The sequence below is a fragment of the Bacillus sp. mrc49 genome, from assembly GCF_002803435.1.
The window spans coordinates 1-15,331 of sequence record NZ_PHNG01000704.1 but is presented as its reverse complement, the minus strand read 5'-3'; the positions used below and the strand labels follow the sequence as shown (position 1 = coordinate 15,331).

14 protein-coding genes are annotated in these 15,331 nt (G+C 44.1%); all 14 read right to left on the bottom strand.

The window, feature by feature from the left end; all coding sequences use genetic code 11:
* Positions 1-134: 134 nt before the first annotated feature.
* On the bottom strand, positions 135-1,049 hold the full coding sequence (locus CVN76_RS16770; RefSeq protein WP_061140536.1) for a diacylglycerol kinase: 915 nt from the start codon (positions 1,047-1,049) through the stop codon (positions 135-137).
* A 184-nt stretch (positions 1,050-1,233) separates the two neighbouring features.
* Positions 1,234-2,163 carry a LiaF transmembrane domain-containing protein gene (locus tag CVN76_RS16765; protein ID WP_100532211.1) on the bottom strand — a complete coding sequence of 310 codons (930 nt, stop codon included), beginning with the start codon at positions 2,161-2,163 and terminating at the stop codon, positions 1,234-1,236.
* The gene (locus CVN76_RS16760) at positions 2,160-3,230 is read right to left on the bottom strand and encodes a TM2 domain-containing protein (RefSeq protein WP_100532210.1); all 1,071 of its coding nucleotides are present in this window, start codon (positions 3,228-3,230) and stop codon (positions 2,160-2,162) included. The genes CVN76_RS16765 and CVN76_RS16760 overlap by 4 nt, the downstream gene beginning before the upstream one ends.
* A complete protein-coding gene (locus CVN76_RS16755; protein ID WP_100532209.1) occupies positions 3,223-3,687 on the bottom strand; it encodes a hypothetical protein in 465 nt (154 codons plus the stop codon). Before CVN76_RS16755 ends, CVN76_RS16760 begins: the two co-directional genes overlap by 8 nt.
* On the bottom strand, positions 3,684-4,226 hold the full coding sequence (locus CVN76_RS16750) for an RNA polymerase sigma factor (RefSeq protein WP_100532208.1): 543 nt from the start codon (positions 4,224-4,226) through the stop codon (positions 3,684-3,686). The genes CVN76_RS16755 and CVN76_RS16750 overlap by 4 nt, the downstream gene beginning before the upstream one ends.
* Before the next feature lie 173 nt (positions 4,227-4,399).
* On the bottom strand, positions 4,400-5,827 hold the full coding sequence (gene gatB / locus CVN76_RS16745) for an Asp-tRNA(Asn)/Glu-tRNA(Gln) amidotransferase subunit GatB (RefSeq protein WP_100532207.1): 1,428 nt from the start codon (positions 5,825-5,827) through the stop codon (positions 4,400-4,402).
* Between the two features lie 12 nt (positions 5,828-5,839).
* Positions 5,840-7,300: an Asp-tRNA(Asn)/Glu-tRNA(Gln) amidotransferase subunit GatA gene (gene gatA, locus CVN76_RS16740; RefSeq protein WP_100532206.1), complete on the bottom strand. Its 1,461-nt coding sequence runs from the start codon at positions 7,298-7,300 to the stop codon at positions 5,840-5,842.
* A gap of 12 nt (positions 7,301-7,312) precedes the next feature.
* A complete protein-coding gene (gatC, locus tag CVN76_RS16735) occupies positions 7,313-7,603 on the bottom strand; it encodes an Asp-tRNA(Asn)/Glu-tRNA(Gln) amidotransferase subunit GatC (protein ID WP_034306082.1) in 291 nt (96 codons plus the stop codon).
* Between the two features lie 308 nt (positions 7,604-7,911).
* On the bottom strand, positions 7,912-9,081 hold the full coding sequence (locus CVN76_RS16730) for a CamS family sex pheromone protein (RefSeq protein WP_100532205.1): 1,170 nt from the start codon (positions 9,079-9,081) through the stop codon (positions 7,912-7,914).
* An 11-nt stretch (positions 9,082-9,092) separates the two neighbouring features.
* Positions 9,093-11,099: an NAD-dependent DNA ligase LigA gene (gene ligA / locus CVN76_RS16725; protein WP_100532204.1), complete on the bottom strand. Its 2,007-nt coding sequence runs from the start codon at positions 11,097-11,099 to the stop codon at positions 9,093-9,095.
* Positions 11,100-11,203: 104 nt separating this feature from the next.
* Positions 11,204-13,450: a DNA helicase PcrA gene (gene pcrA, locus CVN76_RS16720; RefSeq protein WP_100532203.1), complete on the bottom strand. Its 2,247-nt coding sequence runs from the start codon at positions 13,448-13,450 to the stop codon at positions 11,204-11,206.
* 61 nt (positions 13,451-13,511) lie between these two features.
* Positions 13,512-14,195, bottom strand: coding sequence for a heptaprenylglyceryl phosphate synthase (locus CVN76_RS16715; protein ID WP_100532202.1), 684 nt, complete (start codon positions 14,193-14,195; stop codon positions 13,512-13,514).
* A gap of 231 nt (positions 14,196-14,426) precedes the next feature.
* Entirely contained in the window at positions 14,427-14,741 is a 315-nt protein-coding gene (locus CVN76_RS16710; RefSeq protein WP_057913894.1) for a YerC/YecD family TrpR-related protein, read from the bottom strand.
* A gap of 26 nt (positions 14,742-14,767) precedes the next feature.
* On the bottom strand, positions 14,768-15,331 hold a 564-nt coding region (locus CVN76_RS16705), incomplete at its 5' end, for a DUF3048 domain-containing protein (RefSeq protein ID WP_157805685.1).

Genomic DNA, 15,331 nt, shown 5'->3' with positions numbered 1-15,331 from the left:
CCTTAATCGCTAACCGGATCAATGAAGCTGCCTTGTCCGCATCTTCCGGTTTCGCTTGCCTAATATACATATTCACGCATTCTCCTTGCAAAGTTTTACTGAAAAAGGCCACCGGATTTCCGTGACCTTTTTTCCTATTTATTTGTCGGATCGTCCGGCAATATTCCTTGTGGGATGAATACATCAAAATGGCGGTACTGATTTACGAATTCAGCCGGGGCCATCCCGCCAAATTCGCCATCCAAGTTAAGCATCATGTCCTTTTTGGCCTGTACTTTTATCCGATTCGCTTTTTCATAAATGACGTTCTTATCATGAATATGCTCTCCGCGCATTGCCAATGTTGCGACACGGACAATATCCGCGAGATTGGCTTTTTTCAAGATGAGCAATGTGAACATGCCATCATTCAGGGATGCATCAGGAGCCAATTTCTCAAAGCCGCCGACCGAATTCGTGTTGGCGACCAAGAAAAGCATGATCTCTCCTTCAAACAGCTTTCCATCATATTCAATGGATACCTCCGTCGGTTTAATCGATGGAAGCATTTCGATACCTTTTATATAATATGCCAGCTGCCCAAGCATCGTTTTCAGCTTGATCGGCACGTCATAAGTCAATTCAGTCAATCGTCCTCCGCCAGCAATATTGATGAAATATTTATCATTCATTTTCCCGATATCGATCGGCATCGTATGCCCGCGGGCAATGATTTCGGCTGCACCTTCGATTGACTTCGGTAAATGCAGCGCCCGGGCGAAGTCATTCGTCGTTCCCGTCGGAATGATCCCTAGTTTAGGGCGTTTTTCTGCAGTGGCCAGTCCATTAACAACCTCATAAATCGTACCGTCGCCCCCTGCCGCAATGACAATATCATAGCCTCGTTCAATGGCGATCTTAGCTGCATTCGTCGCATCACCAGCACCAGTCGTGGCATGTGCAGAAGCTTCATAACCAGCTTCCTCAAGCTTCGCTAGCACACCTGGCAGACTCTTCTTAATCGCTTCCCGGCCAGAAGTCGGATTGTAAATTAACCTTGCTCTTTTCATTTCCCATCATCCTTATACATATTGATTCCATAATTTACATCTTAATCCTTCATTACATGAAAAGCAATATTCGAAAAAAAAGAGGACCGAACTTTCGGTCCATACCTTTATATGCATTTTTCCAGAATTGTTATCAGGGAAATTATAATGCTTTTTATCATTTTATTCTAGTAAATGATTTCGATCACGGATTATGAACCGTAACATGGATCGTATCTGTGACCGTTAAACTATGATTCCCTTTTCCATACTTGAATATTCCGTTCTTTTTTTCAGGGTCATTTTCGCTTATTTGATCCGATTTTCCTTCATTCACCTTCCAGCCGTCCTTGGGGCCTTCCAGTTCGTCGGCCCCTCTTGCCTCTATCTTGATATCGCTATTTTCTTGAAGGAACACACTAAGGTTCCCGCTGTCCTTCACATTCCAGTCATTCAGGAGCTGACGAGGTTTCAAGACAAGGTCGGCACTTTGACCTTCTATCTCCAAGGCCAGCTCGGCAGGGATGACGAGAGTCGCCTCTAGATCCATGTTGCCAGTGTCGAAAAGTCGGTTTTGGATCGGTAAATCCTTGAAGCTGATATAAAGCGTATCTCCATTTCTTTGAACCAATAAATAATCTTCCGCCCGTTTCAGCAGTGGTCCTGAAGTCTCCATTCCCAGCTCATCATATGTTCCGAAAATGGAAACCGACTCCTCTGTACCGCTTTCGACCGTCAAGGGGTATGAACCGGAATCCAAGACGACTCTTTGTATTCCTTTTCCGGCTTTTTCATTGAAGCCAGGTAAATCGACGGTCTTTTCTTCGCTTTTCACCGCTGCCCTGACCTGATCCATCAGGCCGCTTGACGTTAGCAAAATGCATACTATTCCCAGCATCCCAAGCAAGCCCACGAACAGAATGCTAAGAATATCATACTTAACGAAGGAACTTTCTTTTCTGGAGAAAAAGACAAAGAAAAGTATCTCAGCTCCCAAGATGATGAACACTAGCGGCCACCATGATAGGAAAATCGTCGTCAAATCCAGATGCAGGAATTGGGATGCCAGTAAAACCACACCTAAACCTACAAGGGCAGCACCCATTGAAATCGTTCCGACTCTCCATGTCCTCATTTTGTCTCCTCCTCCACCCTAGATTTTTTACTGCCCGCCATCAATTTGATTCCGCCGCCTATAAGAAGGATGCACACCAATCCTTTTTGGAAGTAATCTCTGAACCAATATTCCAAGTTGCTTCCAATCCACTCATTCAAATGGGGGGCAATCGCAGGTACGATGATATTACTGGTCAAGAAATAGATTCCAAGTCCCATCAAACCGAATCCTATCCATTTTTGTTGGTTGACGATTCCTGAAATGATCGGCGTATCTTCAACAGGTCCTTCTTCCATTTTCGAGGCTTTTTGCAATCCATCGAAAAAGCTATAAAACCAGATGATCGGAATAAGGAAAAAGAAGAAGCCCAACCGGAGCAAATCCAATATGTAAATGGCAAACAAAAAACCAGCCATCAATTGAATTCCGCGTTTTTGCAGGCCCAAATATAAGTGGCCGGCCCCAGGGAAGATGGAGAATAAAGTTGCAATCGATTTACTCTTCTTGCCGGTTTCCCGCCTTTGCTCGAAATCCTCCAGCACGGTCCGATCGATGAGTTCCTCGCCTCGCTGCTTTTTATTCAGCTGTTGAACGGAATCAAAAAAGCTGTAAATCCAGATGACCGGCAATAGCGCCATGAATATTAACAGACCCTCCATCTGTGTCATCATGCTCAGGAACACCACCATAATCCCCAATCCCAAAAAACCTATGAGAAAAATGAGGCCCCGATTCATGAGGCCAAGCTGAAAATGCCCGACGCCCGGAACGAATGAAAGAATGATCACATAAAATCTTTCCGCTTCCGGCTGCGCAGCCACTTTCTCCATATCTGCTTCACCATGCGGATTTCTTAAAGAGGTGACCACCAAGTCAAATATACTAATGAAATAAAACACCATGCCAATCACGGAAAAGGCCAGGAATGCGTCTGTATGACTGATCAATGCAAGCATGAGCCCTCCAACCCCAAATCCGAACGCAGCAAGAAAATAAAATAATCCTTTATATGTCCTACCCAGATAAAAATGCCCGAATCCTGGAAGGAACGATAATAAAAAAGCGATGACCGGACTTTTATTCATTAATAAACCCCTCCTTATTTTTCTTTTCGATCGAGTCCATCCAATTGAATGTTTTATCGATAATCCCATCTGTCAGGGATTTTGTTTCCTTCACACTGGTCGTCTCCACGGAATCCACGTATTCAGTCAATGATTGAAATACTCCGCCGGCCATTAATAAAACCGTAAATCCGGCCGCTATCAGATAATGTCTTGCGATCGTCCGAAGTGATTGCTCTTTCCGGATTTGCGTGGCCTCTTCCTCAGCCCCGCCTTTTTCACGCTTGATCGACTTCATGACAGAATCTGCAATGTCACCAGCGATGAGGAGGCTGCCCTCTTCCATTTCCATCGCTTCCATATAAACGGACAAACATTCGTCACAGGAGTATAGATGATTTTCATATTCTATTTTTAAATCCTCGGGCATTTCATCTGCCAAATAAGCAACCCATCCAGCCTTGGAAACATGATTCATGAAAAATCCTCCTCTTTCCAATGTTTTCTCATCCAATTTCTTGCACGATATAACTTAACCTCGACAGACTTCACTTGGATCTGCTGTTCCTCTGCAATTTGCTTGAATGTCTTCTCCTTTATGTAGTAATCATATACCACGTCACGATAGCCATCCGGGAGGTCATTCAGCTTGCGCAATACTTGCTTTCGTCTTTCATTTTGAAAAAAAACAGCCTCGACATCAACAGATGCGCCCAATTCCGATTCCGATGATCGTTCCTCATGCGGCTCTTCCTTCTGGCGTTGCCTTTTTCGCTTAAGATCGATTGCATGATTGACGGCTATACGGGTGATCCAAGTTTTGAAGCCCTGATTCTTATATTGAGGAAGAGAAGTATAGATTTTGATAAAGACTTCCTGGGTTACATCTTCTGCATCTTTTTGATTGCGTAAAACGGAATAGACGGTTCGATATATCGTCTGTTTATACGTTTCAATCAATATCCGGAATGCATGATCATTCCCAGCCCTGACCTTCTCCACTAGCTCATCCGTCACTTCTCTTCCTCCTTTCTGTTAAACATTCATGTAATAGACGACACAAAAAGGAGTTACCCCTACAGATAACTCCAAATTTTTTTCACTTGCCGGCTGCCTTTTTATTATTCTCGTTAAGCCCTATTCCAAATCAAGTAAAAACCGTACCACTTTAACAGTGGTACGGTCACAAATTAACGTTTATTGATTTGCTCAACCAAGATTTTATTAACAAGCTGTGGATTGGCTTGACCTTTCGTCGCCTTCATAATCTGCCCGACAAGGAAGCCGATCGCCTTTTGCTTTCCGGCTTTAAAGTCTTCGATTGATTGCGGATTATTATTCAGCGCTTCTTCAACCGCAGTCAACAATGCTCCTTCATCGGAGATTTGGACGAGTCCCTTCTCCTTGACGATCGTTTCTGCATCCCCACCGTTTTCTATCAGTTCTTTGAAAACTTTTTTAGCGATTTTAGAAGAAATCGTCCCATCTTCAATCAGCTTGATCATGCCTGCCAATGATTCGGCCGTCAGTTGGACATCATGCAGTTCTTTTCCTTCGGCATTCAAGAATGCGGAAACCTCGCCCATGATCCAGTTGGATGCCAGTTTTGCATCTGCTCCGGCCGCTGCAGTCGCTTCAAAAAAATCGGCCGTTTCTTTCGTTACAGTTAAGACGGCAGCATCGTATTCCGGTAAGCCGAATTCCTCGACATACCGTTTTTTCCGGGCATCCGGAAGCTCTGGAATTTCTGCTGCAATGCGCGCTTTCCATTCTTCATCGATATGGATCGTCAATAAGTCCGGCTCCGGGAAGTAGCGGTAATCATCGGAACCTTCTTTGATCCTCATCAGGACCGTTCTGCCTGTCGCTTCGTCGAACCTGCGTGTTTCCTGCTCGATTATGCCGCCTTCATTCAAGATTTCCGCTTGGCGGATTTCTTCATGCTCCAAGCCTTTGCGAACGAAGTTGAAGGAATTCAGGTTTTTCAATTCGGTCTTCGTGCCGAATTCCTTTTGCCCGACAGGTTTCAAGGAAATGTTGGCATCACAGCGAAGTGAGCCTTCTTCCATCTTACAATCGGAAACGCCTGTATATTGAATAATCGATTTCAATTTTTCCAGATAGGCATATGCCTCTTCAGGGGAAGTGATATCCGGTTCGGAAACGATTTCAACGAGTGGAGTTCCTTGACGGTTATAATCACATAGTGAGTAGTTCCCTTTATGGGTCAGCTTTCCTGCATCCTCTTCCATATGGATGCGGGTGATGCCGATTTTCTTTTTCTTGCCGCCTACTTCTATTTCAATCCAGCCATGTTCACCGATTGGTTGATCGAACTGCGAAATTTGGTACGCTTTAGGATTGTCCGGGTAAAAATAGTTTTTCCGGTCGAATTTCGTAATTTCCGCAACTTCACAATTCAATGCGATGGCTGCCTTCATTGCAAAATCAACAGCCTTTTTATTGACGACAGGCAATACGCCTGGGTAACCTAGGTCAATTACGGTCGTGTTACTATTCGGGGCGGCACCGAAATGATTCGGGCTCGCCGAGAATATTTTTGAATCCGTTTTTAATTCTACGTGCACTTCTAAACCAATTACCGTTTCAAAGTCCATTTTTTTCACCCCTTACAGCTTAGGAAATTGTTTATGAAAATCTGTTGCTTGCTCGAATGCGTGAGCTGCGCGATAAATCGTGCTTTCATCAAAATGCTTTCCAATCATTTGAAGTCCAAGCGGAAGCCCATTCGCCCCGAATCCGCACGGCACGGATATCCCTGGTACACCAGCAAGGTTCACTGGGATCGTTAAAATATCATTCGCGTACATCGTTAATGGGTCGTCCATTTTTTCACCGATTTTAAATGCTGGCGTTGGTGTAGTCGGGCCAACGATAAGATCATATTTTTCAAAAACATCCTCAAAGTCCCGCTTGATTAAAGTACGTACTTTTTGAGCCTTTTTATAATACGCATCATAATAGCCTGAGCTTAAGGAGAACGTCCCTAGCATGATACGGCGTTTCACTTCGTCACCGAATCCTTCGGCACGGGTTTGTTTATACATTTCAATAAGCGTTTCCGCATTATCCGTACGGTGTCCGAACCGAACTCCATCGAAGCGGGAAAGGTTCGTCGAGGCTTCGGATGAAGAAAGCAGATAGTAAGCAGCCAAGGCATATTTGGAATGCGGCAAAGATACTTCTTCCCATTCAGCTCCAAGTCCTTCCAATACTTTCAACGCTTCAAGAACGGAGTTACGCGCTTCTTCACCAACGCCTTCGCCCAAGTATTCTTTAGGAACGGCAATTTTCAAACCTCGTACATCGCCTGTTAATGAATTCACAAAATTCGGCACGTCCAAATTGGCTGAGGTGGAATCCATTGGATCTACACCTGAAATCGCCTCAAGCAAATAGGCATTATCTTCCACTGTTCTTGTAACCGGGCCGATTTGGTCCAATGAGGATGCGAATGCCACTAGTCCGTAACGTGAAACCCGTCCATATGTAGGCTTAAGGCCGACTACGCCGCAGTAAGCCGCTGGTTGGCGAATCGATCCACCTGTATCTGAGCCTAAAGAGAATAAGACTTCACCTGAAGCGACTGACGCAGCAGAGCCACCTGAAGAGCCGCCTGGTACATAATCCGTGTTCCAAGGATTGCGTGTGGCCTGATAGGCCGAATTCTCATTTGAAGACCCCATCGCAAATTCATCCATGTTCAATTTACCGATGGTCACCGTTTCAGCCTTTTGTAACTTTTGAACGACGGTTGCGTCATAAATCGGATCAAAGTTCTCCAAGATTTTGCTCGCACAAGTCGTTCGTAAATTTTTTGTGACAATATTATCCTTAACTCCGATTGGCATGCCAAATAAAGCGCCTTCGTTCCCGCCTTTTACGAGTTGGTCATCCAATTGTTTTGCCTGAGTGCGGGCGTTTTCCTCATCAAGAGTCAAAAATGCCTTCACCTTGCCCTCTACCTCGCCGATTCGCTTATACGATTCGTTAACAAGATCAGTAACACTGATCTCTTTCTTATGTAAGCGTTCATGCAGTTCAGAAACCTTTTGTTCGAACAACGACATCATTGTCCCTCCTTATTCAATTATGGATGGTACACGGATATATCCTTCTTTGCTATCCGGTGCATTTTTCACTACTTCTTCCACTGGCAATCCAGGCTTTGCAACATCTTCCCGCATTACATTCTTCATATCCAAAACGTGAGAAGTCGGGTTCACTTGATCTGTATCAAGTTCATTCAACTGCTCCGCAAATGAAATCATTTGGTCAAGCTGATGCTGAAACTGCTTTGCTTCTTCTTCCGTAATGGCCAAACGTGCCAAATGGGCAACGTGTTTAACTTGTTCCATTGAAATACGTGACATTCTCTTCACCTCCGAAAAAATATCCAAATCGACTGAATTTCGCCGCTTTTCTCCATAAAATCATCGTTTAAATCATATCAAACTATTACACAGTAAAGCAACAGGAGATACCATGTCGAAATTCAAATATTTGATAAGCAAAATCAGATATTTTCCGGGAAATATGAGAAAGTTGGCGGAATTTCCGGGGAAATGGCACAACATCCGTGTAATTCGACAAGCCTCCCCCTTTTTAGAGGAAATCACTTTCTAATATGGAATCTCTTACAATCGAAAAAAAAGACGAAGCTGTTAAGCTTCATCTTTTATCATTCATATATATGCACGGTTGGTTCGGCTTGATTTGCTTCACGGACAATGAGAGCTTCAGGTCCATTTACCGAGGTAATCGATACCTGTACGGAAATATATTTAGGGAAGCGTTCCATTACGAGACCGGCTACATATTGGGTAAAGCCAATCGCTTCCGAGTTCCCATAAAATTGAATGGGAATATCAATGTTCAAGCTTTGTAATTGGTCATCCATATAAAACGCCCTGCCGATGACTCCGTTAAAGTTAGGGAAATATTCTTCAACATCTTCTTTGAAGTTCGTGAAGGTATTGACGTCATCCCGGTATTTTTTTTCAGCACCTGCAGAAGGGAATAGGAAATACTCCTCGTTCAGGTCATTCCATTTTCCGATGCTATTGGAATTCTGACCGATATTGGTATAAGAAATGAAATTCCCTGGAACCACTGAGGATTTTTCATTTTGTTCGAACAAGGCAATCGTAATCGGGACGTTTTTCAGCTTGTCCATCGAACGGAGACGTTTCAAGACCTGCGCCGCAATTTTTTCGCCTTCTTGCTTAAGCTTCTTACTATCGATTTTCTGTTCATACGTGGCGCCATAGGCTTCCTTTTGATAATAATGCACGGAATTCAGGGCAAGGCCTATTACTACTCCGCCCAGTTTCACTGAATTGTCTTTTGATTTGACTAAGTAATTATGTTCTAAAATGTGAGCAAGATAGATCGGATTTTCTTCATTCCGCTTATCGATGTCACCTTTACCGGAATCAAGCGGGTTCAAACCCAGATTTTCTGAAGCTTTCAAATCCTTTTCTTGCAGCTGACTTTTGGTGAATTTCCTGTTAAGCCAGGAGGAAATCGTGGAGCTGCTAAGCATTTGTCCCTCTTGGAATAGATATTCCTCCGGATCGAATTGAGTTTGGGCCAGCCTCATCAGTCCATTTTCGAATTCTTCAATATCATAGCGGGTATTTAAGTTCGATACGACCAAACCGCGGGCTTTTGATGGCTCAAACGGAAGGATTGTTTGATAATATTCTTCCGAAATTTTATACTTCGGAATGATTGCCGTTTCTTTTTTGTCTTTGGAGTCTTTAACTACCTCTTGCTTATCCTCAAAACTAGGCGCACACCCAGCAAGAAGCAGTATCAGGACCATCCCCAAAACAGAGTGTTTCCTCATAGCTACACCTCTTATTTTTTTAGTTCCTCAATCAGTCTCTCTTCATCCCAAACCAGGACGCCTAAACTTTCGGCTTTATCCAGTTTTGATCCGGCATCTTCCCCAGCCACGACCAAATCGGTTTTCTTGCTGACACTTCCGGCAACATTAGCGCCAAGCGCCTCTAATTTTTCTTTTGCTTCATTACGCGTTAGCTGATGCAATTTACCAGTTAACACAACCGTTTTCCCGGCAAAAAACGAATCGATTTCCTCAACGGGAACAGCTCTTGCCCCTTTATAAGCAAGATTCACACCGGCCGCTTCCAGCTCATTCAATAATGCATGGACTTCTTCCAACTCAAAATATGCAACGATGGAGTCCGCCATCTTATCGCCTATTTCATTAATGGACGTTAATTCCTCACGGCTTGCCTTGCTTAGGGCTTCCATCGTGCCAAATTCCCGGGCCAGTGTTTTTGCCGCCTTCGACCCAACATGCCGAATCCCTAACCCGAATAGTAATTTTTCCAAGGAATTGGATTTCGAAGCCTCGATCGCTTGAAGGAGTTTATTGACCGATTTATCGCCCATCCGTTCCAATGCGATCAATTGATCATATGTAAGCTTATAAATATCAGCCACATCTTGTATCAGTTCTTCTTTAAACAGCAAGCTGATCACTTTCTCACCTAGACTGTCAATATTCATAGCCGTCCGGGATACAAAGTGAATCAGGCCTTCCCGTATTTGCGCAGGACACTTCGGATTGATGCAGCGTAAGGCAACCTCTCCATCCAAACGGACGAGTTCACTGCTGCATTCCGGGCATTCAGTCGGCATCTGGAACTCCAATTCATCGCCAGTCCGGCGCTCCGCCAGTACATTGACCACCTCTGGAATGATATCACCGGCTTTTTTCACGACCACTTGGTCTCCGATTCTGATGTCCTTTTCACGAATCAAATCTTCGTTATGCAGTGATGCCCGCTGTACGGTCGTGCCTGCAACCCGAACGGGATCCAAAACAGCAGTCGGCGTCAAGACACCCGTACGGCCCACATTCAGCTCGATCTCCCTTAGTGTCGTTATGACTTCTTCAGCCGGGAATTTATAAGCGATGGCCCAACGCGGGCTTTTGGCAGTGTAACCTAATTCATCCTGTTGTTCAAGGGAATTCACCTTTACGACAATCCCATCGATATCATAGGCTAAGTTTGGCCGCTGCTCCGTCCATTCTACTATATAGGCTAACACTTCCTCTATATTGAAGCATGTTTTTCTTTCCCGATTCGTCTTGAACCCTAAGCGATCCAATAGATCCAGGCCCTCACTTTGGCTGATAACTCCCGTTTCACCCAAATCAGCAATCGCATAAAGGAAAATATCGAGGTTCCGTTTTGCTGCAAGCTTTGGATCAAGCTGCCTTAACGAACCTGCAGCCGCATTCCGTGGGTTTGCAAACGGTTCTTCACCACGTTCCTCCTTAACCATATTCAGAGATTCGAATGATTTTTTCGGCATGAATGCCTCGCCGCGAACCTCTAAAGAAATCGGCTCCCGCAGCTTCAAAGGAATCGACTTGATCGTTTTTAGATTTGCCGTGATATCCTCACCAATCGTTCCGTCTCCCCGGGTTGCCCCTCTTACGAAATATCCATTCTCATATTGCAGCGTGACGGCAAGTCCATCTATTTTCAATTCACAAACATAGGAAAAATCATCACCTACAGCTTGGCGGACCTTCCTATCGAAATCGCGTAAGTCACTTTCATTGAAAGCATTTCCCAAGCTAAGCATCGGTGTGGTGTGCTCCACTTTTTCGAACATATCCAAAATCGCTCCGCCGACCCGCTGTGTCGGTGAGTCTTGCGTTTGCAGCTCAGGAAATTTCTCTTCATACTCAATGAGGTCACGAAGCAATCGGTCATATTCGGCATCAGGCACTGACGGCTGATCCATCACATAATATTCATAACTGTATTGGTTCAATAACGTTTGCAGTTCTAGCACTTTCTTCTCTGCAGCTTTTAAGTCCATACGTTCAATCCTTTCTAAAGAAGACTCCACCGCACTTCTATATGGAAGAGCGGTGTCTAAAGTCAGATATCCCTATTCTTTACCAGTATGCGCATAATAATAGCTTAAGCTTTTTCAACTGGTGCAAATTTTGCCAATAGACGCTTGATGCCAATTGGACTTGGAAATGCAATATCCAATTCCTTTCCTTCGCCTTCCCCTTTGACGCTAACTACGGTTCCTACACCCCACTTTTTATGAGATGCGCGGTCACCGACAGCCCAGCCAATCTCTTCACCGCCCGTGGCAGATGGTGCAGAAACAGCCCTGCCGAATGCAGGTGCTTTTCTTGTCGCAGCTGAAGAAGTGCTGGCTCTTGCTGAAGAACTGAAAGGGGTTTGCCTTGCCCTTGGAGCAGGCTTCGGTTTCAGGTCTTCAAGCAGCTCCGCCGGTATTTCACCGATGAAACGTGAAACGGGATTCATGCTCGTACGCCCATACAGTGTCCGCATTTGGGCATTGCTCATGAATAGCTCATTCTCAGCCCTTGTAATTCCTACATAAGCAAGACGGCGTTCTTCTTCCATCTCCTCTTCATCCATTAGCGAACGGCTATGAGGGAAAACACCTTCCTCAAGTCCCAGTAAAAAGACTACAGGATATTCCAACCCTTTCGCTGAATGCAGCGTCATCAACGTTACCGTATTTGTAGACTCTTCTGCATTCTCATCCAGTTGGTCAATATCGGCCACTAACGCCAGGTCTGTTAGAAAGCCAACCAAAGACTTGTCGTCACTGTTGCTTTCGAATGCTTTCGTAACGGATAAAAACTCGTCTATATTTTCAAGCCGGCTTTGTGATTCGATCGTTTTTTCTGCCTGCAGCATCTCTCGGTAACCGGTTTTCTTAATCACTTCTTCCACCAGTTCCGTCACAGATAAGTACTCCTGCTGATTTGTATAGTTCGTGATCAACGTATGGAATTCCCTTGCTGCCTTGGTGGCCTTCCCGCTTATCCCGACCATTTCCACGGATTCAAGAGCTTTATAAATGGAAACATCATATTGATTTGCATAATCTGCGACTTTATCCATTGAAGTTGCGCCAATCCCGCGTTTTGGTACATTGATCACACGGCGAAGGCTGATATCATCATCAGGATTGGCAATAAGGCGGAGGTAGGCAAGTAAGTCCTTGATCTCTTTACGGTCATAGAACTTGGTGCCTCCGACGATGGCATAATTTATGTTGGATTTGAGCAGAACTTCCTCCATTACACGTGATTGGGCATTTGTCCTGTAAAGAATTGCTATATCGGAATATTTCCTGCTGCCGTCCTGAACCAACTCATTGATCTTCCCGGCCACGAACTGCGCTTCACCCTGTTCATTATCCGCACGGTAATAGAATAGCTTATTGCCATCGGCATTCTCGGTCCAGAGATTTTTCGGCTTCCGGTTTTGATTGTTATCGATGACCTTATTCGCCGCTTCCAAAATCTTTTTCGTCGAGCGGTAATTCTGTTCAAGAAAAATCATGTTGGCATTCGGATAATCCTTTTCAAATGAAAGGATATTCGCAATATCCGCACCGCGCCAGCGATAGATCGATTGATCTGAATCCCCGACGACACAGAGGTTACGGAAGCGTGAAGCCAGTAGTTTAACAAGCATATATTGTGCCCTGTTCGTATCTTGATACTCATCCACATGGATATATTGGAACTTGCGCTGATAGTATTCAAGCACTTCCGGGACAAGTTGGAACAATTGGATTGTCATCATGATCAAGTCATCGAAATCGAGTGCTGAATTTTTCCGCAGCCGTTTTTGATACTCCGTATATACCTCGGCCGTTACTTTAGTGAAGAAATCCGATGCAGTCTTCATATATTCTTCAGGACCGACCAATTCATTTTTCGCTGAACTGATGCTGCCTAATATGGCACGGTAATCATATTTCTTCGTATCCATGTTCCGTTCCTTCATGATCTGCTTGATGACCGATTGCTGATCGGTCGTATCCAATATCGAGAAATTCCTATTAAATCCGATTCGATCAATATCCCTGCGCAAAATGCGGACACACATCGAGTGGAACGTCGAAATCCAGATATCCTCCGAGGCACCGCCCAGAATGGCGCGAATCCTCTCTTTCATCTCACGTGCCGCTTTATTGGTGAACGTAATGGCAAGGATATTCCAAGGTGCTATTTCCTTCTCGACCATCAAGTAAGCTATCCGGTGAGTCAGCACACGCGTCTTTCCACTGCCAGCTCCAGCCATGATCAAAAGTGGACCATCTGTGGATTTCACTGCTTTTTGTTGCTGTTGATTCAAACCTGTTAGTAATTTTTCCGCTAAATATTGCATTATCACACCGCCTATACGAACATTCGTTTTCGTTTTAGTATACTACATTTATTCCGTTTTTTCATTTCACTGCTGCAACTGTGGCAAGTGCCACCTTCAAATCTTCATAAATCACATTACCGACAACGATGACATCCGCAAACTGCGCCATCTCTTTTGCCTGTTCAACCGACTTTATTCCGCCGCCATAAAATAAGACGGTATTGTCCAAGTTCTCTTTGGCAGCCTCCACCATCTGGACATTTCCATAAGCCCCGCTATATTCCAGGTAAAAAATCGGCAAGTTGAACATCTTTTCGGCCATCATTGCGTAAGCTCCCACATCATCCAGATCCAGATCAGTATCGGCTTTCGTCAATTGCGCCGCTTTACAATCAGGATTCAGGATGCAATAGCCTTCAACGAAAATCTCATCCCAATTCAACAAATATCCGTATTCTTTAACTGCTTGCTGATGCAGTTTCATCATCCAATCGGGGTTGGAGCTATTGAGGACACTCGGAATGAAATATAAATCGAAGCCAGGCGTCACCGTTTCAACAGAAGAAATCTCCATTACGCATGGGACGGTATACCGCCTGATCCGTGCCATTAGATGAAGAACATTCTCAAGCGTGACGCCATCCGTTCCTCCGACCATGATTGCATCAGTACCGGATTCACAGACTTTTTCCAACGCCTCATCACTTATTTCTTTATTTGGATCGAGCTTGAAAACATGTTTCCACTCGCGAAAATCGTACATTTTTATCCTCCATTCACACTTCCCATTACACCATTATAGCATTAAGATTTTTCATTAAAAACGAGAAGTATCGATAAAATCTTTACCAAAAATAAATTGTCAATTTTAAAACCTTAAACTTGAGCGGTACGGTCGAAAGGCGGGAAAACGGGAATGCGTTGATCCCAAAAGAAAAAGCCGGGAATGGATTCCTCGGCTTTTTCTAATTCACCCTATAAAAAATCGATAGCATTAAGATTCAGTTGTTTCCTCAACATTTTCCTTAATGCGGTTAAGAGCCATTGTATACGCGTCATTCCCGTAATTCAAACAGCGTTTGACCCTGGAAATCGTAGCTGTGCTTGCACCCGTTTCCGTTTCAATCTTGTGATAGGTTTTACCTTCTTCAAGCATCCGTGCTACTTCTAGACGCTGTGCTAAAGATGAGATTTCATTTACTGTACATAAATCATCAAAAAATCGATAGCATTCGTCCAAATCACGCAAGGAAAGGATCGACTTGAACAGCTGATCCGTCTCTTTTCCTCTTAACTTATCAATTTGCATGTTACTCCCCCTTAATTTCATGGGTATCAGAATGAGACATCTTGTTCTAAACCAGGTTGATCCGGAATGATATTGATCCAAGTTTTCCCAGGGATCAACCCTGCTTCCTCATCGTTTTTCACTGGTACGATTCGCCCACTCTCATTAACCCATTCTACTTCATTCACTTTTCCTCGTTGAAGTAAATAACCTTTTCCGCCACTTTTCAAATCGATTTTGCGACGACCCTTTTCGTCAATCACTTGATGATCGGCTTCAATGATCAATATATTATCCAGTAAAATCGGATTATGCGATTTATATTCGACTGTTTGTTCACCATTCGAATAACGTTTATATTTCTTATCCGTGGCATCGTATTCATACTCAACATCATACTCTTTTAAACCATAGGATATCTCGGCTTTGAGTGCCGATTCCCCTTGAATTCCAGCTGCCTCTTCCTTTGTAAGGAAAGCGAGTGGCTCTGGTGCGCCTTTCATTTCATATCCCTTTTCCTTCGCGCCTTTTAGGATGTCAGCAAAAGAGATGTAGGAATTATGCGGCGCTTTACGATCGTCCGAGCGTTGAAACAAAGTTCCATCATAATA

What these genes read in the sequence shown, in the direction of transcription:
- gatA (WP_100532206.1), bottom strand. Translation starts at nt 7,300, where the DNA reads ATGTCGTTGTTCGAACAAAAGGTTTCTGAACTGCATGAACGCTTACAT.
- CVN76_RS16765 (WP_100532211.1), bottom strand. Translation starts at nt 2,163, where the DNA reads ATGAGGACATGGAGAGTCGGAACGATTTCAATGGGTGCTGCCCTTGTA.
- CVN76_RS16755 (WP_100532209.1), bottom strand. Translation starts at nt 3,687, where the DNA reads ATGAATCATGTTTCCAAGGCTGGATGGGTTGCTTATTTGGCAGATGAA.
- CVN76_RS16730 (WP_100532205.1), bottom strand. Translation starts at nt 9,081, where the DNA reads ATGAGGAAACACTCTGTTTTGGGGATGGTCCTGATACTGCTTCTTGCT.
- CVN76_RS16710 (WP_057913894.1), bottom strand. Translation starts at nt 14,741, where the DNA reads ATGCAAATTGATAAGTTAAGAGGAAAAGAGACGGATCAGCTGTTCAAG.
- ligA (WP_100532204.1), bottom strand. Translation starts at nt 11,099, where the DNA reads ATGGACTTAAAAGCTGCAGAGAAGAAAGTGCTAGAACTGCAAACGTTA.
- gatB (WP_100532207.1), bottom strand. Translation starts at nt 5,827, where the DNA reads ATGGACTTTGAAACGGTAATTGGTTTAGAAGTGCACGTAGAATTAAAA.
- CVN76_RS16760 (WP_100532210.1), bottom strand. Translation starts at nt 3,230, where the DNA reads ATGAATAAAAGTCCGGTCATCGCTTTTTTATTATCGTTCCTTCCAGGA.
- gatC (WP_034306082.1), bottom strand. Translation starts at nt 7,603, where the DNA reads ATGTCACGTATTTCAATGGAACAAGTTAAACACGTTGCCCATTTGGCA.
- CVN76_RS16715 (WP_100532202.1), bottom strand. Translation starts at nt 14,195, where the DNA reads ATGTACGATTTTCGCGAGTGGAAACATGTTTTCAAGCTCGATCCAAAT.
- CVN76_RS16770 (WP_061140536.1), bottom strand. Translation starts at nt 1,049, where the DNA reads ATGAAAAGAGCAAGGTTAATTTACAATCCGACTTCTGGCCGGGAAGCG.
- pcrA (WP_100532203.1), bottom strand. Translation starts at nt 13,450, where the DNA reads ATGCAATATTTAGCGGAAAAATTACTAACAGGTTTGAATCAACAGCAA.